The sequence below is a fragment of the Zhongshania guokunii genome, from assembly GCF_040892635.1.
Classification (GTDB): domain Bacteria; phylum Pseudomonadota; class Gammaproteobacteria; order Pseudomonadales; family Spongiibacteraceae; genus Spongiibacter; species Spongiibacter guokunii.
Window position 1 is genome coordinate 164,731 of record NZ_JBFRYA010000002.1, and the last position, 17,079, is coordinate 181,809.

At 51.8% G+C, this 17,079-nt stretch carries 20 protein-coding genes; 10 read left to right on the top strand and 10 right to left on the bottom strand.

Annotated features, from left to right (window positions below; all coding sequences use genetic code 11):
- Window positions 1–100: 100 nt before the first annotated feature.
- The gene (locus AB4876_RS03395) at window positions 101–2,407 is read left to right on the top strand and encodes a Tex family protein (RefSeq protein WP_368380238.1); all 2,307 of its coding nucleotides are present in this window, start codon (window positions 101–103) and stop codon (window positions 2,405–2,407) included.
- Window positions 2,408–2,415: 8 nt separating this feature from the next.
- Here the strand turns inward: AB4876_RS03395 and AB4876_RS03400 are convergent, their stop codons facing one another.
- From AB4876_RS03400 to AB4876_RS03420, 5 genes are all read right to left on the bottom strand, one after another.
- Window positions 2,416–3,321, bottom strand: a complete 906-nt coding sequence (locus AB4876_RS03400) for a PA2778 family cysteine peptidase (RefSeq protein WP_368380239.1) — start codon at window positions 3,319–3,321, stop codon at window positions 2,416–2,418.
- A gap of 31 nt (window positions 3,322–3,352) precedes the next feature.
- The gene (locus AB4876_RS03405) at window positions 3,353–3,751 is read right to left on the bottom strand and encodes a PA2779 family protein (RefSeq protein ID WP_368380240.1); all 399 of its coding nucleotides are present in this window, start codon (window positions 3,749–3,751) and stop codon (window positions 3,353–3,355) included.
- Window positions 3,752–3,820: 69 nt separating this feature from the next.
- On the bottom strand, window positions 3,821–4,378 hold the full coding sequence (locus tag AB4876_RS03410; protein WP_368380241.1) for a glycine zipper 2TM domain-containing protein: 558 nt from the start codon (window positions 4,376–4,378) through the stop codon (window positions 3,821–3,823).
- A gap of 137 nt (window positions 4,379–4,515) precedes the next feature.
- Window positions 4,516–5,277 (bottom strand): adenosylcobinamide-GDP ribazoletransferase, encoded by a 762-nt coding sequence (locus AB4876_RS03415; protein WP_368380242.1) that lies wholly within the window; start codon window positions 5,275–5,277, stop codon window positions 4,516–4,518.
- 122 nt (window positions 5,278–5,399) lie between these two features.
- Entirely contained in the window at window positions 5,400–5,810 is a 411-nt protein-coding gene (locus AB4876_RS03420; protein WP_368380243.1) for an Hsp20/alpha crystallin family protein, read from the bottom strand.
- Window positions 5,811–5,971: 161 nt separating this feature from the next.
- On the opposite strand from AB4876_RS03420, the gene AB4876_RS03425 reads away from it, so the two are divergent.
- Window positions 5,972–6,451, top strand: a complete 480-nt coding sequence (locus AB4876_RS03425) for a peroxiredoxin (protein WP_368380244.1) — start codon at window positions 5,972–5,974, stop codon at window positions 6,449–6,451.
- Window positions 6,452–6,456: 5 nt separating this feature from the next.
- Window positions 6,457–7,257 (top strand): glutamate racemase, encoded by an 801-nt coding sequence (gene murI / locus AB4876_RS03430; RefSeq protein WP_368380245.1) that lies wholly within the window; start codon window positions 6,457–6,459, stop codon window positions 7,255–7,257.
- Here the strand turns inward: murI and AB4876_RS03435 are convergent.
- Entirely contained in the window at window positions 7,244–7,582 is a 339-nt protein-coding gene (locus tag AB4876_RS03435; RefSeq protein WP_368380246.1) for a hypothetical protein, read from the bottom strand. The genes murI and AB4876_RS03435 overlap by 14 nt on opposite strands.
- A 191-nt stretch (window positions 7,583–7,773) precedes the next feature.
- Window positions 7,774–8,391 (bottom strand): hypothetical protein, encoded by a 618-nt coding sequence (locus AB4876_RS03440; protein ID WP_368380247.1) that lies wholly within the window; start codon window positions 8,389–8,391, stop codon window positions 7,774–7,776.
- Between the two features lie 99 nt (window positions 8,392–8,490).
- Between AB4876_RS03440 and moaA the strand changes: the two genes are divergently transcribed.
- The 6 genes from moaA to AB4876_RS03470 all read left to right on the top strand — a co-directional run bounded on the left by moaA (window position 8,491) and on the right by AB4876_RS03470 (window position 14,713).
- Window positions 8,491–9,492, top strand: coding sequence for a GTP 3',8-cyclase MoaA (moaA, locus tag AB4876_RS03445; protein WP_368380248.1), 1,002 nt, complete (start codon window positions 8,491–8,493; stop codon window positions 9,490–9,492).
- Between the two features lie 49 nt (window positions 9,493–9,541).
- Window positions 9,542–10,051, top strand: coding sequence for a cupin domain-containing protein (locus AB4876_RS03450; protein ID WP_368380249.1), 510 nt, complete (start codon window positions 9,542–9,544; stop codon window positions 10,049–10,051).
- 16 nt (window positions 10,052–10,067) lie between these two features.
- Window positions 10,068–11,000, top strand: coding sequence for an AAA family ATPase (locus tag AB4876_RS03455; protein ID WP_368380250.1), 933 nt, complete (start codon window positions 10,068–10,070; stop codon window positions 10,998–11,000).
- Window positions 11,001–11,012: 12 nt separating this feature from the next.
- Window positions 11,013–12,470 (top strand): VWA domain-containing protein, encoded by a 1,458-nt coding sequence (locus tag AB4876_RS03460; RefSeq protein ID WP_368380251.1) that lies wholly within the window; start codon window positions 11,013–11,015, stop codon window positions 12,468–12,470.
- Between the two features lie 102 nt (window positions 12,471–12,572).
- A complete protein-coding gene (locus AB4876_RS03465; RefSeq protein WP_368380252.1) occupies window positions 12,573–13,214 on the top strand; it encodes a DUF502 domain-containing protein in 642 nt (213 codons plus the stop codon).
- Window positions 13,215–13,255: 41 nt separating this feature from the next.
- Window positions 13,256–14,713, top strand: coding sequence for a TrkH family potassium uptake protein (locus AB4876_RS03470; RefSeq protein WP_368380253.1), 1,458 nt, complete (start codon window positions 13,256–13,258; stop codon window positions 14,711–14,713).
- A gap of 30 nt (window positions 14,714–14,743) precedes the next feature.
- Here the strand turns inward: AB4876_RS03470 and AB4876_RS03475 are convergent, their stop codons facing one another.
- The 3 genes from AB4876_RS03475 to AB4876_RS03485 all read right to left on the bottom strand — a co-directional run bounded on the left by AB4876_RS03475 (window position 14,744) and on the right by AB4876_RS03485 (window position 15,637).
- Window positions 14,744–15,097, bottom strand: coding sequence for a DUF4112 domain-containing protein (locus AB4876_RS03475; protein ID WP_368380254.1), 354 nt, complete (start codon window positions 15,095–15,097; stop codon window positions 14,744–14,746).
- Window positions 15,098–15,101: 4 nt separating this feature from the next.
- Entirely contained in the window at window positions 15,102–15,260 is a 159-nt protein-coding gene (locus tag AB4876_RS03480; protein ID WP_368380255.1) for a YqaE/Pmp3 family membrane protein, read from the bottom strand.
- Between the two features lie 86 nt (window positions 15,261–15,346).
- Window positions 15,347–15,637: a YidH family protein gene (locus AB4876_RS03485; RefSeq protein ID WP_368380256.1), complete on the bottom strand. Its 291-nt coding sequence runs from the start codon at window positions 15,635–15,637 to the stop codon at window positions 15,347–15,349.
- 140 nt (window positions 15,638–15,777) lie between these two features.
- Here AB4876_RS03485 and AB4876_RS03490 point away from each other — a divergent pair, with 140 nt between their 5' ends.
- A complete protein-coding gene (locus AB4876_RS03490; RefSeq protein ID WP_368380257.1) occupies window positions 15,778–17,019 on the top strand; it encodes a leucine-rich repeat-containing protein kinase family protein in 1,242 nt (413 codons plus the stop codon).
- Window positions 17,020–17,079: the final 60 nt, after the last annotated feature.

A 17,079-nucleotide genomic window follows, 5' to 3' on the forward strand; every position in this document is an offset into this window, starting at 1 on the left:
AGCGTCTCCCGCGCCTCTAAAAAACCTTGTTGTCAAGCCTCGCACCCGCGCCATAGTTTTTGCATAATGTCCGGCTTCCAGTATTAGATAAGCCGATAATATGAATTCCATCTCCAGCCGTATCGCTCAGGAACTTGGTGTTAAAGAAGCGCAGGTTAGCGCTGCCGTTGCCTTATTAGACGAGGGTGCCACCGTTCCGTTTATCTCCCGCTACCGTAAAGAAGTAACCGGCGGCTTAGACGACACCCAAATGCGTGATCTAGAGTCGCGGCTGGGCTATTTGCGGGAGCTGGAAGATCGGCGCGAGACCATTCTCAACAGCATTCGCGAGCAAGACAAACTCAGCCCCGAGCTAGAGCGCGATATTCGCGCCGCCGACACCAAGAACCGTCTAGAAGACTTATACCTGCCCTATAAGCCCAAGCGTCGCACCAAAGGCCAAATCGCCATTGAGGCCGGCTTAGAACCGCTGGCTAACACCCTGTTTGACGATCCAAACCAAGATCCCGCCAGCTTGGCGCTGAATTATTTAAACCCAGAGCTGGGTATCAATGATGTTAAAGGCGCGCTCGACGGCGCCAAATACATTTTGATGGAACGCCTTAGCGAAGACGCAAACTTACTCGCCAAACTGCGCAGTTTTCTGTGGAATGAATGCCTGCTGTGCAGCACCGTCATGACCGGCAAAGAGCAGGAAGGGGAGAAGTTTAGAGATTACTTTGCCCATAGCGAGCCACTTAAAACCACGCCCTCACACCGCGCCTTAGCGATGTTTCGCGGCCGCAACGAGAGCATTCTCAGTCTCGCCATTAAATTTAGTGAAGAAGAGGGCACGACTCATCCCTGCGAGGGCATGGTCGCCGAATTTTGGAAAGTGAAGGACGAGGGGCGCCCTGCCGATACTTGGTTAAAAGAAGTGATTCGCTGGACCTGGCGCATTAAGCTCTACACCCACCTCGAAACCGATTTACTAGGGCAGTTGCGCGAGCTAGCCGACACCGCTGCAATTGACGTATTTGCTCACAATCTTAAAGACTTGCTCTTGGCTGCACCGGCCGGACAGCGCGCCACCATTGGCCTCGACCCCGGCATGCGCACCGGTGTAAAAGTGGCGGTTATCGACGCCACAGGTAAAGTGGTCGACCACTGCGCTATTTTCCCCACGCCGCCACAGAACAAGATTGCCGAATCCGCCGCAGTGCTATTGGCACTAATCAAAAAGCACGGCGTACAACTTATCGCCATTGGCAACGGCACTGCCAGTCGCGAAACCGAGCGCTTTGTAAAAGACGTGCTCACCGCGCGCCCCGAGCTGGGCTGTACCAGCGTGATGGTGAACGAGTCTGGCGCCTCGATTTACTCGGCATCAGAATACGCGGCCAAGGAATTCCCCGATCTCGACGTCACCATTCGCGGCGCCATTTCCATTGCCCGTCGCCTTCAGGACCCGCTGGCCGAATTGGTTAAGATCGACCCCAAATCGATCGGTGTTGGTCAGTACCAACACGATGTATCGCAAACTGCGCTGTCGCGCACCCTAGAGACTGTGGTCGAAGACTGTGTAAACGCGGTAGGTGTGGATGTAAACACCGCCTCACCGGCACTGCTGGCCCGCGTATCTGGCTTAAACCAAAGCATCTCGGCCAATATTGTTGAATATCGCGACCGCAACGGCGCTTTTAAAAGCCGCGAGCAATTAAAAGAAGTTAACCGCTTTGGCGCCAAAACTTTTGAGCAAGCGGCAGGCTTTTTACGGGTTGTGGGCGGCGACAATCCGCTGGATGCCTCGGCGGTACACCCTGAGTCTTATAGCGTGGTGGAAAAAATCGTTAACCGCTGCGGGCGCGAAGTCAAAAACGTACTGGGTGATAGCAGTTTCTTAAAAACCCTAAAGCCGGCTGAATACGCCGATGAACGCTTTGGTATTCCCACCGTTACCGATATTTTCGCCGAGCTAGACAAACCCGGCCGCGACCCCCGACCCGATTTCAAAACCGCGACGTTTAAAGACGGCATCGAGAAAATTTCGGATCTTGAACCGGACATGATCCTGGAAGGGGTCGTCACCAATGTCACTAACTTTGGCGCCTTTGTCGATATTGGCGTGCACCAAGACGGTTTGGTGCACATCTCAGCGCTGGCCAATCAGTTTGTGAAAGACCCCCACAGCGTCGTTAAAGCCGGCGATATTGTCAAAGTGAAGGTTATGGAAGTCGACGCGCAGCGCAAGCGGATCGCGCTGTCTATGCGTTTAGAAGACAAGGCCAGCGACGTGCAAGCGGCCAATAGCAGCGGCGAACGGCGCGGCGCGCGCAACAAGCCAGCGGCCATGCCCAAGCAGCCCCAAAAAGCGGAGAACACCACCATGGCCGCGCTATTTGCGCAGGCTAAGCAAAAGAAGCGCTAACCCCACGGTTACTGGCTTTGCAATTCACACTGTTCCGCGGCCGCTTCGGCGGCGCGGATTTCACTGGCGCTATCACGATACTGCTCGTCATCTGGCGCCAGCGATTCAGCACGACTAATCGCCCTGAGCGCCTGCGCCTTGCAACCACCGGCCAACAGTGCGTAGGCGTAGTTATTCCACAGCGCCGGATCGTCTTCTGTTAGTGCCAATAAACGTTCGAATAACACAATAGCGCGCTGATGCTCCCCCTGAGACAGAGCTAAATTCGCCTGCGCAGTGAGTACCGGCTGAGAATCTGGCCAGCGCTCCGCGGCCAAGGCATAAAAGCCCGCCGCAAGTTCAGGGTGGCCAGTTTGCTCAAATGCATACGCACTGCTGATTGTCTCGACAGGCTCAGCAGTTACTGGCAGGCGACTGCTATCGACCATCACTCGCGCCCAGCTGTTAGTCCGCGACCATGTTGCCATAAAGGTCGAAAAGGGCAGCCGGTAATAGGCGTGGCTACCCGAGTGCAAAATCAACTCTTCGCTATCTAAATCGTAGCCAAGGGCTAGCGCATAGTGCCACTGAGGCAACCAAGAAAAGGTCAAATTTTGAAAGACCAACACCGGATTGCCAGCATCAATCTCTTTAAGTAGTGCATAAAAATCTTTGGCTAAGGGGTAGGGCAGTAATCCCAGCCGACGGCTGGCCGCCTGCATCTCTACCGCCAGCGAACCTTTTTTATCGGGAATAAAAAGCTGCTTAGCCAAAGCGTCCTGATCAGCATCAATACCGCGATACTGAGCAACTTCAGCCAAGGCTGCGGGGCCACAATAAAATTGCTGTTGGGCAATAAACGGCACGTCTAACTGACGCCGAGCCCCAAGGGTCTCGGCGTATTCCTTTAGCGGTAAACCAGAACAGGCCTGCAATAGCAGGCACAGAAGGAGAAGGGGAAAAGTGTTACTTCGCCGCATTAACAAAGGGGAAGATATCGGTAATACCGAGCACATCAGTAATGAAGAAGATTAATACCAATAGCGCTAACAGGCCGACTGCACCTGAACCCGCTGGCAGCTCATCCATGCGTTCATGCAGCATGGCCAATTCGGTGGGGCTTAATGAATCAATACGCGCTTCGACATCTGCCGGTGACACACCCAATTCGACTAAGCGCGTACGCACGTCATCACTGGCCAGCGCAGCTTTCATTTCAGCGCGGTCAGATTTCACAGAGTACTCTGCCACCATATGATCTGTACTGATCACCGCCGCAGAGGCCGTGCTGGCTAATAAGCCGGTCCATATCATAAAACCGCTCATTACCACGGCCGTACTACGCTTCGCTAATTTCGTTGTCATACTGCTCACTCCATTTTGCAAATTATCGCTATATCACCACGCTTACGATATAGCCACGGTCAAGCTCGCTTATAGCTTTGTTGTTTCTTCTGAACCACTCAATACCAGCTGACCATTTTCAACAGGTATCGTCGATCCTGGTTCATGATCCATGGTTACCGTATCTGTTTTACCATTCAACTGGTAGGTAACACTATAGCCCGTAATTTTCTGATGCGGGTCTTGTACGGTGTTGCAGCGCTGCTCAGTTGTGGTGTACACGTCTTTTTGCTGCATGTTTTTCTGCACTTTATTACCCGCGTAACCACCGGCTGCTGCACCGGCAACTGTCGCCAGCTTCTTGCCGTTACCACCACCAACTTGCTTACCAATGACCGCACCTAATACTGCGCCAATCACGGTACCTGTAACTTGATTGCTATCTTTCACTTCCGCCTGATGCTGCACAACTTCGTCGTAGCACTCTTGGCGGTCTGTGTAATAGGTTTCAGTAATCGGTTTGCTATCGACCACCTCGGCAAACTGGGGCTTCTTACTTTCTACCAAAGTGTTATAGCCCGCATAACTACCCGCTGCGGTTACCGCAACTGCGCCAAATATGCCGCCTACTAATAAATTTGTGTTCATGCCTGCGTCCTCAGCCATAAATTGCTTGTAATGCTATGACTCTAGTTGAAGCCGAGAGTGCCACCTATTACTCATTTAAGACTGTGCAGTATTCACACTTTGAGAATTAGTGGCGAGTCGCAGGCATCTACTTCCGTTCACAGCAATATGGCTAAATACACCAATATTTCAACAACTTGCTGCGCAGCGCCGAGTGCATCGCCGGTGTAACCACCAATCCGGCGCCGCAAATACGCGGCAAATACCAAGCGAAATAGTAGGCTCATGGCCACTAGCGCGATTAAAGAATTGAAATCGATAAGCATCAGTAAGGGCAAAAGTGGCACGCCAGAATACAGCCAATGTCTGAGCGGCATCGTTGTCGCCAGCGGTTTCGACTTACCTTCACCGCGCACATAATTAAGATCAAGCAAATACGATGTCGACACCCAGCGACTAAATACGTGCCCCCATAAAAGCGCGGCCGCAAGCACCGAGCTCGTCGGCATCGCATCTAAGCTCGCCGCCTTTAAAGCCAAAATCGAGATCAAACCGACAGTGCCGTAGGTGCCAATCCGCGAATCTTTCATGATCCGCAGTACATCTTCACTGCGCCAGCCACCGCCAAAGCCATCACAGCTATCGGCAAAACCGTCTTCATGAAAGGAACCGGTAATCAGTATCGAGGCGACCATCGACAGCAAAATAGCAATAAGACTATTGGCAAACACCGCTAAGGCCGCGCCGTATACCCCAGCCGCTAATACGCCGACGAAAAGCCCCACCAATGGGAAATAACGCGACGCACCGTTAAGCTTGTCCTCGCTAAAATCGGGATCAGCCGGCACTGGCAGGCGAGTGAGAAAGCCCACCGCCAACAATAAAACCTGCCATTCGTAGCGACACTGCTGGCGTGACATCAAGGCTGGACTCCAAATTTAATAAGTTGAACGCTGCTGGGGGATTAGCCCAGCAGTCGCAAAAGTGCCAGTGTAGCAAGCAAGCCACTGCAGTGACGGCACAAATTCGGCCTTATTTAGACTTATTGCACTCTAATTTTGCGCGGTTCCTCCTTTGTGCACTTCGGTATATTCAAAGCCAGCACTCCGTGCTCGAGCTTGGCCGCAATTTGCTCGACCTCCACCCCCTCCGGCAAAGTAAAGCGTCGCACAAATGTGCCTTGCCAACGCTCACTGATACTCAACTTGCCTTCGCTAGTATCAATTTTGCGCTCACCCTGCACCGTTAAAATACCATTGTGGACACTAATATCTACTGCATCTGGCGCCATTCCAGGTACATCCATCACCAGCAAGAAACCACCATCATTTTCACAGACGTCCACCGCAGGCTGCCATTGCGCGCGGCGTTCACTGTCACTGTGTTGGCGCTCAAACGCACTATTTGCGTCCCTAAATTCATTAAACAAGGCAAAAGGCAGATAACTATTCATGATCAAAACCTCCCAAAAAATGCAATTCAAACCATGAACAGCGCATTGGCTGTTAATGCCAAATATGGTGGCCAACTTTAGATTTTCAAGTGGATTACGCCCGGGCCATTGCTCTGCTAAACTGACCGATCACACTCACTGCATAATATTAAGGTCCTACTATGAGCATTCAGACTGGCGATAAAATTCCCGCAGCGAAACTGAAAGTAATGGGCGAGAAAGGCCCTCAAGACATTACGAGTGAAGAAGTTTTTTCTGGCAAAAAAGTCGTATTATTTGCCGTTCCCGGTGCATTCACCCCGGGCTGCTCTCTGACCCACCTGCCCGGCTATGTCGTTAATGCCGACAAGATCAAAGCTGCCGGCGTTGATAGCATTGTGTGCATGTCAGTCAATGATGCCTTTGTAATGGACGCTTGGGGCAAAGCACAAAATGCCGAAGAGTTGTTGATGTTGGCCGATGGTAACGGCGACTTCACCAAAGCGCTGGGCTTAGAAATGGATGCCACCGGTTTTGGCATGGGCAGCCGCTCTAAGCGTTTTGCGATGATTGTCGACAATGGCACGGTTAGCCACATTGCCGTTGAGCCAGCTGGCGGTGTTGACGTTAGTGCCGCTGAAAAAATTCTCGCTCTTCTGTGAGTCCAATGCAGCACACTCCCCGTGTGCTGATCTTCGATTCCGGCGTCGGCTCACTGAGTATCGGCGCCGCAATACACGATCTGCTCCCGGAAATTGACCTACTCTATGTTATGGATCACGGCGGTTTCCCCTATGGCGAGTGGGACGAAACCCTGCTAATCAAGCATATTTGCGCCACGGTAAATCAAGTTCTGGCCGTTCATAGCGTCGATTTACTGGTCATGGCCTGCAATTCGGCCAGCACCGCAGTATTACCTGCACTGCGCAGCCAAATACAGATCCCGATTGTGGGTGTGGTGCCTGCCATCAAGCCTGCAGCGACACTTAGCCAAAGTGGTGTTATTGGTTTACTAGCCACCCCCGGCACGGTAAGCCGCCCTTATACCGCGCAATTAATCCAAGACTTTGCCGCGGACTGCACGATAATAGCCATTGGCAGTCGCGAACTAGCACCAGCCGTAGAAAATTTCATATGGCATCAACAAGCGCTAGATTCGGTATTGGCTAAAGTTGAACGCGAGTTTAGCCTACACCGTGACTTTGCCAGCATGGACACGATCATACTAGCCTGCACACATTTCCCGCTGGTACAGCCGCAGTTGGCCGCCTTGCTACCGAATATAAAATGGGTAGATTCGGGGCAGGCCATTGCGCGACGTGTCGCCTACCTTATTGAAGAGTTGGGTTTTGAATCAAGAGGGGAAGAAGCTGGCAATCACGCGGCAATCATACTCGGCGATGAGCGCCCGAGCGCAAATTTAAAACATTATTTACAAGAAAAAAATATTCACATTAACGCTGATTAAAATCACTGACATTAGCGTTGTAAGTGCTAATAACTTCACTCATATTTTTCATTGCGGCATTGTAATTCGCGATGCGTTTCCGACGACGTTCATCGTTGTCGCGGCCAGTACCCAGCGCAGTTTTATCCATGGCATCTAGACATTTTAAATAACGTTGACTGTCATCTAAATAGCGTTCAACTCGACGCTTTGCCACATTCATATCATCAAAATCGGCGATTTCACCATCAACAATATCCTTCGGCATGAGCGGCAAGATACACGCCGCCTTGGCAAAGGGCGCCCAGATCATTGTGCTTAAGAAAATAGCGGCAAAAAAACGCATTGTGTCGATCCAGCAGAAAATTCTTAGGCAGAGTATACCCCAGTTCCACTGTAACGCGGCCCCTAGTAGCACTGCGAAAAGCAAGACTGAAAATAAGACAGCCAAATAACACGGCAATGTATTATTCGGCTATTAAGGGTTAACGATGAACGGCATCGACCACATAAGTCACCTAGTTTACCTTACCGTGTTTAACGCCAGCTTTTAAATTTCTCCGCCATCACATCAGCGCCCATTCTAATTAGCGACTCATTGGGCGAGCCTGGCTGAACGCCGGTTGCCAATATCGTTTGCTGCATGGCAATTTCCTTGGCAACGTCTTCCATGGTTCGCTCGTCTACCGGCTCGCCCTCTGGGGTTTGAGCTTCGCCCTTGGCAGCGGCGCGAATTTGGGCATCTTGCTCTGAACCAGGCTCAACACCGCCGCGGCGCATTAGCTCTACTACCGCTAAATCTTCCGCGGCCTGACGTTTGTCGATGGGATTTCCCTCGGCGTCATAAATGCCATCGTTGGGTTCATATGCTGTTTCTGGCGACTGCCCCATGCTGATGCGGATCATCGCCGCCTCGGTAGAGTCGGGCGGCACGCCGGCTTTGCGAACAGCGGCCTCGGCCGCACGAGCCTTACCGGCTTGCATCGCGGTAATCGGCTGGCCATGACGATCATATATAACGGCTGTTTGACTCGCCTGCCCGCTGGCTGAGGCCTTCGCAGTGCTTGTTTCTTGGTTTTTTGCTGGCGATTCAGCGGCCTGTACAGGCAGTGCAACACAGAGTGTAATCCCCGCCAAGATATTGAAAAACCTCATTTCTCACCTCTAAATTGACTGTATTTTAATTCTGTTTAAATACTTATTGGCCCAACACATACAAAGCCTGTTGCTCACGCCTGTGATAATATCAAAGTCATGACTAGCACAAGCGCCCCACTACAAGACCGCTTTGGTCGCAGTGTCGATTACCTGCGGCTCTCGGTCACCGATCGCTGCGACTTTCGCTGTGTATATTGCATGGCGGAAGATATGACCTTTTTGCCCCGCAAGCAAATTCTCAGTCTTGAGCAGTTATACGATATTGCCAGTAACTTTGTTCAACTTGGCGTTAAAAAAATTCGCCTCACCGGCGGCGAACCACTGGTCCGCAACAATGTTATGGCGCTTGTTGAGCGCCTCGGTAAGCTCGAACAACTTGAGCAGCTGCACTTAACCACTAACGGTGCCCAGCTCGACAAATACGCCGCCCCCCTCAAAGCGGCAGGCCTGACCGGCATGAATATCAGCATCGACAGCCTCCAGCCCGACCGCTTTAAGGCCCTGACTCGCTTCGGCGAACTCAGCAAAGTGCTAGTGGGCATCGACGCCGCCGTTGCCGCCGGTTTTCAGCGTATTAAACTCAATGCCGTTATTCTAAAGGGCAGGAACGACGACGAAATCCTAGATTTGGTCGATTTTGCCCGTCATAAAAATATTGATATCAGCTTTATCGAAGAAATGCCGCTAGGCCAAATTAGCGAACACGACCGCGCCAAAAGTTTTATTAGCAGCGAGCAAATTCGCGACCTCATCCACGCCCGCTACCCCTTAACCACCAGCACCGAGACCACAGGTGGGCCCTCGCGCTATCACCGCATGGCCGATAGCCAGAGCCGCATAGGCTTTATCTCGCCCCACAGCCACAATTTTTGCCATCTGTGCAATCGGGTACGACTGACGGTAGAAGGCCGCCTGCTGCTATGCTTAGGCAATGAACACTCGCTAAATCTCAAAGAAATTATCGAGGCCCACCCCGGCGACGACGGTATTTTGCAAGCCGCACTCATCAAGGCCATGGACCTCAAGCCCGAGCGCCATCACTTTGATCTCGACGGCGAGCCCCAAATCGTGCGCTTTATGAATACCACTGGCGGCTAATGCGCAAGCTATCGCCGCCTAGCCAGGGTCCACGTCAGCCGGCGTCGCCATGAACAGTGCCACCGTAATTGCCCAACTCGGTCTTGAGCCCCACCTTGAAGGTGGCTATTTTCGGCGCAGCTATACTGCGCCGCACGCGCTCAATGGCCGCGCTGCGATGTCGGCAATTTACTATTTGCTCAGCACAGCCAGCCCCCGCGGTCATTTACATCGTAATCGCTCGGACATTCTACATTTTTGGCAGGGCGGCAGTGCGCTGCACTACACGCTAATCTCGCCAACAGGCGAGTTAAGTCAGCCAGTCATGGGGCCCGATATTAGCAAAGGCGAAGTACTGCAAATGCTGGTGCCGGGCGGCTACTGGAAAGCCTCGGAGTTAAAAGACCATCATTCGGCCAATTGCGACTACGGGCTTATCTCAGAAGCAGTCTGCCCCGGCTTTGACTTTGCCGATCACGAATTGGCCAGTGCCGCGCAAATCCAGCGCGACTACCCCGAGCACTGGCCAGCCGTGGCGCACCTTATTTCATCCGCAATACGCGACGACAAAAATCAATAACACCGGAAGCCCAGCCATGAGCGACGCCCGCAACAATATCGACCAACTCATCGCCGAACTGGCCAAGCAGGGCTATATCGCCAGTTCAGCAATTGCCACCACTCTGTATATTGCCCAGCAATTAGAGCGCCCCATTCTCATTGAAGGGCCACCGGGGGTCGGTAAAACCGAACTCGCCAATGCCACCGCCGCCATGCTCAATAAGCCCATGTTTCGCCTGCAATGTTACGAGGGCCTAGACGAAAGCAAGGCCTTATACGACTGGAAATACAGCAAGCAATTACTGTATGTGCAGGTGCTAAAGGAACAATTACAGGAAATTCTCGATGGCGCCGAAGGCCTCAGCTCAGCGGTTGAACGCCTGCACAATTTTGACGATATTTTTTACTCCGAGCGTTTTCTTGAACCCCGCCCGCTGCTCAAAGCGCTGCAAAGCGAGAGCGGCGCGGTATTACTTATCGACGAGATCGACAAAGCGGACTACGAATTTGAGTCCTTGCTGCTGGAAATTCTCGCCGACTTTAAAGTGACTCTGCCGGAAATTGGCACCTTGAGCGCAGTCCACAAACCACTGGTGATTCTCACCAGTAATAATACCCGCGACCTCAGTGACGCTCTCAAACGGCGCTGCCTACATTTGTATATTCCCTTTCCAGAAGCCAAGCTCGAGAACCAAATTGTGCAGAGCAGGGTGCCCGAGGTGCCCGAGGCCCTGCGCCGCCAGCTGGTCAACTTTGTGCATAGCGTGCGCAGTTTCGATTTAAAGAAACAGCCGGCGATCAGTGAAACCATCGACTGGGCGCGCAGTTTACTACTGCTGCACAGCAGCAGCCTGTCTAAGCAATTGGTCGAAGACACCCTCAATGTATTGCTCAAATACGAGGAAGATATCGCCATGATCGCGCCGGAATTGCACAGCCTTATCAAAAAATCCGACGACGGTCGCTAGGCTTAGGCTGTTATGGACAATATCCTGCTGCAATTCATCCGCCACCTGCGCCACCACGGTTTGCCGGTGTCGACCGCCGAAACCTTGGACGCCATGCAAGTCACTGCGACCCTAGGCTACGACGACCCCGTATTGCTGCGTGACGGCCTAGCCAGCTGCCTAGCCAAAACCGTGGACGACAACGACACCTTTGCCCAGTGTTTTGAGCGCTTTTTCCACTTAGAAAGGGCTCTCGACCCAGCAGCAACGCCAAACTCAGATATCGAGCCCAGCGCCGCGCCAAATGAAGACCAGGCCGATGAAACGTCGAGCAGCGGCCAAGGCGGAGCCGAGGCCAGCGGCGAGGGTGCGGGGCAGGGTGAGGGAGACGCCAACAGTCAGAATCAAGGCGAGGCGGACGCACAAGGTGATAGCAGCGCGACTATGCCAGGCAAGGGCGGTGGCGGCGGGCAGGGCAGTCAACGTCGGGCCGAGGTAATGCGCGCCGCCGCTGAAGCCAAACTAGAAGACATTCAGTACCGCACCCAGCGCGGCATTTTTCGGCGCAGGATTCTCGACGCCCTCGGCGACAAGCAGCGGCAGATCGATATTCAAGCACTGCGCGATGCGGGTAATGACGAGCAAGCCAACTGGCTCGAACAAATTCGCCAAGCTCAGATTAGCGACGTGATCGAGGCAATCAATCGGCAATTACTACTCAATAATGATGCCGCCAACCGTGAGATTCGCGACGACATTCTCCAGAACAGCTCACTGTCGGCCATGGAATCTTACCACCGTGAACGCCTGCCGCCGCTGATTCGCAAACTCGCCAAAAAACTTGCTGCTCGGCATCGCCAGCGGCATCGCCACGCCCGCAAGGGCAAGCTCGACTTGGGTAAAACCCTACGTCGCAACATTGCCTACGGCGGCATTCCCTTTCATCGCTTCTGGAAAACCACTCGCAAAGACAAAAGCGAAATTTTTGTGCTCTGTGATATTAGCGGCTCAGTCAGCGCTTGGTCCCGTGTGCTGTTGCTGTTTATGCAGGCCCTCAGCGACGTATTACCCAGCACGCGCTGCTTTGTATTTTGCGGCCAGAGCATTGAAGTAACAGATTTATTTCGCCAATACCCCGCCGATCAAGCGCTGGCAATAATCCAGCAGCGCCACGGCTTAGGTGGCAGCGACTACGGCTTGGCGCTTAATAGCTTTCGAGAGCAAATTAGCGACAAACTCAACCGCCGCAGCTGCGTCATAGTCCTTGGTGATGGCCGCGGCAACGGTGGCGACACCGGCATTGCCGCACTGCGCGACATTTACCACCGCGCCCGCCTCGTGCTGTGGTTTAATCCAGAGTCGCACTACAGCTGGAATACCGGCGATTCCGAAATACGCCGCTACCAGAGTGCCGCCCACTATGTTGCGGAATGCGGCTCCTTGCGCAAATTAGAGCGATTACTAGACGGCCTATTAAGTCTATTACGTTAAAAAGCTGTGAAAATTGCTCGGCACAAATACACCCTCATTGGCGATGTAGTCAGCGGGTAAACTCGCTACTATAAGCACTGACCCAAACCTCCGCGGACACCCATGAACAAGCTCAAGCATTTTATCAGTCAGTCTTTTATCGGCGGCGTGCTGGTTATAGCCCCGATTATTATTTTATTACTGGCCATGCGCTGGGCCATGAACAGCGTTCAGGCGCTCATTGCCCCGCTCACCAACCCACTTGAGCGACTTACCGGCGCACCGAGCTTGGCCATAGACGCTCTCGTTATCGCCTTTATTCTGCTTGGCTGCTTTATGGTCGGCACCTTGGTTGCCACCAGCGCGGGTCGCTGGCTGCAAAATTTTATCGACAACCATCTCGCCCGCTTTGCCCCAGGCTACAAATTAATCCGCGACATTATTCAGCAAATGTTTGGCGCTAATAGCAATTCACCGTTTACGCGAGGCGAAGCCGCCGTAGTTCAGCTCTACGGCACCCAGAGCCCAGCCCGCGCCACCGCCATTATCACCAGCCGCCACAGTAATGGCTGGTATACCGTTTTTGTACCCACCGGCCCCAACCCCACCTCGGGCTTTGTATATCACTTGCCACCCGAGTGTGTTGAGCCTCGACCAGACATTAAATTAGACGCCGCCTTCCGGTCTATAATTTCCTGTGGTGCGGGGTCAGCCGACTTGGGTATTATCAAAACCGACACCCAGCAGCAATACCCCAACCAGTAAGCAGCGCCCGCGCTAACTACCGAGTAAAAAAGTATTACGCTATGAGCCAAGCGAATTTAATCAAGCCGGTACTCAAGGTCTGTAGCTTAATACTGCTGGTCTTTGGCCTACTGATGGCTGTGCCGCTGCTCATGGCAATCATCTATAACACCGGCAATGACCGCGCCTTTGCCAGCGCCCTCGGCTTAACCGTTACACTCGCCGCCTGCGGTTGGGTGCTATCGCGCTCCTATCACATGAATATGCTAACGCCGCGGCAGATGTTTTTAATCACCACCAGCTCTTGGTTATTAATATCCCTAACCGGCGCACTGCCATTTATGCTCATACCTGGTTTTTGCGACTTCACCGACGCAATATTCGAGTCGGTATCGGGATTAACGACCACTGGTTCCACTGTATTAGTCGGCCTAGACGGCATGGCCCACGACATTTTAGTGTGGCGCTCGATGTTGCAATGGGTAGGCGGGCTAGGCGTTATCGGCATGGCGGTCGCAATACTGCCGTTTTTAAAAGTGGGCGGCATGCGCCTATTCCAAACCGAATCATCAGATTGGTCAGACAAAACTACCCGCTCAGGGACCATGGTCACCATGATCATCTACGTGTACATCATTCTTACCTTTTTGTGCACTGCCGCCTATATGCTCGACGGCATGGACGGTTTTCACGCCGTAAACCACGCCATGACCACTATCTCGACTGGCGGCTACTCGACTTCCGACAGCTCCTTTGCGCAGTTCGCCGACCTGCCCAGCCATTGGATCGCCATCTTTTTTATGATCTTGGGCGCCATGCCGTTTACCATTTATGTTCACTTTGTTATTAAGCGCCACTGGCAAGTATTCAACGATCAGCAAATTCGCGGTTTTTTACTTACCCTGCTCGTTCTCAGCGTAGTTATAACTTTGCACCTGCTATCAGAGACCGACATAGACCTTGCCCACGCCTTCACTTACGCCACCTTTAACCTAGTCTCGGTTATCACCACCACCGGCTTCGCCAGCGGCGACTACTCCCAGTGGGGCGAACTCGCTGTTGCTGCATTTTTCTTTGCCATGTTTATTGGCGGTTGCTCCGGTTCGACCAGCGGCGGCATAAAAATATTTCGCTTCCAGTTACTGTTTATGATGATGCAAGAAAGCATCATCCGCGCCGTGCATCCCCGCGCCATGATCCGCCGCTATTACAATAAGCGTCCGGTAGACGACAGCATTGTGCTGTCGGCAGTGACCTTTGTTTTTATTATGTTGTTATCCCTCGTGATGATAACCCTACTGCTCGCCTTTAGCGGCTTAGACCTCGTCACCAGCCTCACCGGCGCCGCCACTGCACTAATGAACGTAGGACCAGGACTTGGCGACATTATCGGCCCCGCAGGCAACTTCTCTAGTTTACCCGACAGCAGTAAATGGATTTTAAGCTTAGGAATGTTACTTGGTAGGCTGGAATTTATGACCGTGATTTTGGTGCTGACACCCACATATTGGAAGAGTTGATTTTAGCTTAAACAGCAAGCCAGACTTAAATTAAGCCTTTTTATGCACCACCCAAGCCTCTAGCAGCGCGGCATTGCGCAGGTTTTTACGAAACGCGACATCGGCGATATCGCCGATTATCGGCACGCTGCCCAGCAAAAAATCTAAACCGATATTCGCCAGCATTTTTAATTGCAGCGAGAGCGGCGCGCCAATTTGGCGGGCCTGCCAGACCACACCTAGACCGAGAAGAGCGCTGAGTAAATCCCCAGCAACTGGTAACAAACCCAGCAGCGCGTCTAAACCGAAGCGCCATCGAGTATTTGGAATACCCCAAGCGCCGTCGAGCAGGGTAGCCAGTTGCTGACTGCGGCGCAGCCGTGCTTGAACTTCGTTTGCATCCATTTATCTACTTTTTGCCTATGATGTAGACCGCATGAATAACCCCTGGCAAATAACCACATAAGGTAAGGATGATATTTATCCAAAAGTGTTTACCCAAACCAACTTGTAAAAACACACCTACGGGTGGTAACAAAATGGCGAAAATAATGCGAACAATATCCATAGAACCACATCCTCTTTTGCTATTAACTCTTCGCTAGCTTTTAAGGTAGCACAGAAAAATAGCGGGAACTTAGCATTACAGCTTTATTAGCTTTTCTCACTATTTTGTAAGTCTTTCAGACTCGAGGCATAGCGATTAAGTTCGGCATTAACGCTGTAAAATCGAAACACGCCTATCACCAGCACCAATAAACCGAAAATGACCAGCACCCACACGGTAGCAATATAGGAATGTAGTTTTGAGAAAAACTGAAACATCACCGCCGCAGCCGCTAACAGCGACAAACCCGTGCGAATATACGCGAGAAAGGTTCGTTCATTAGCCATACGGGTGCGTTCCAACGCCAATCTATCTCGGGTATCTGAGTCACCATTCATAGCATTACCTTTCATTATCTTAGATCAGCGCTTTGCCACACCTTGGTGTATATGCATTAACGCCCTTGATTCTTTCTTTTTACGGGCTTATTCAGTAGGCTTCAAGCGCTTAATAGCGCACTCATCGTGGACTAGATACCTTGCATACCCTTGCCCAATTAAAATCCGGCGAATTAGCCGGCATTCAGCGCCTAAGCCTATCCGCTAAACTTGAGTCACTCCCTTTAGAGATTCTCAATTTGGCAGATAGCTTAGAAATACTCGATATTTCCAATAATTTATTGCGCAGCCTGCCCGACGAGCTCACCCAACTCAGAAAGCTGAAAATCATTTTTGCCTCCAATAATCTATTTAAATCCCTGCCCGAAGTGCTTGGTCAGTGTGAAAACTTAGAAATGGTGGGCTTTAAATCCAACCAAATCAAACACGTTTCTGGCAGGGCACTGCCGCCAAAATTACGCTGGCTAACCTTAACGGATAATCAACTAGAGACCCTGCCCGAGGCACTAGGGCAGCGGCCGCGACTACAAAAGCTACTGCTGGCCTGCAATCGCTTAAAACAGCTACCCCAGAGTTTAGTGCAGTGCCAGAACTTGGAGTTAATTCGCATTTCGGCTAATCAGCTAAGCGCCTTCCCCGATCAATTGCTCGCACTGCCAAAATTAGCTTGGCTGGCCTTTGCTGGCAATCCTTTTAGTCAGTCCAACACCTGCGCGGCGGCGGTCACTGAAGTCGCTTCATCTCGCTATACCCTGCAAAACATACTTGGCGAGGGCGCCTCTGGACTAATTTCTAAGGCAACGTGGAATACCGCCCAAGATAACTTTCCCAAAGAGGTCGCGGTAAAGATATTTAAAGGCGTGCTTACGAGCGACGGTTACCCACAAGACGAGCTACGCGCTTGTTTAAAAGCGGGGAGTCACCCTAATTTAGTGCAGCCACTCGCCCAAGTTAATGAGGCTGACTGCCTAGCATTAATAATGAAACTTATCCCAGCTAGCTATAAAAACCTCGGCCTACCGCCCAGCTTTACTAGCTGCACCCGCGACACCTTTCCCAAAGAATTTTCTTTGCCAATAACTACAATCACAAAAATTGTGACACAAATGAGCTCGGTACTCAGCCACCTGCAATCACAGCAGATTTGCCACGGCGACATATACGCCCATAACACCTTAGTTGATAACAACGGTGATATTTTGTTTGGCGACTTTGGTGCGGCATCTATGTATCACATGTTAAATAGCGAGCAGCAAGAAAAAATCCAATGCGTAGAGCGCCGTGCGCTACACAATTTTATTGACGATCTATTAAGTATTTGTGCAGAAGAAGATAGGCGCACTGAACAGTTCACCAAATTAAAACAAGCGTGCTATCAATAGCACAAAAATTGAGGACAGACCACATACGTGACCTTCCCTAAATTTATTTTAAATATAAAA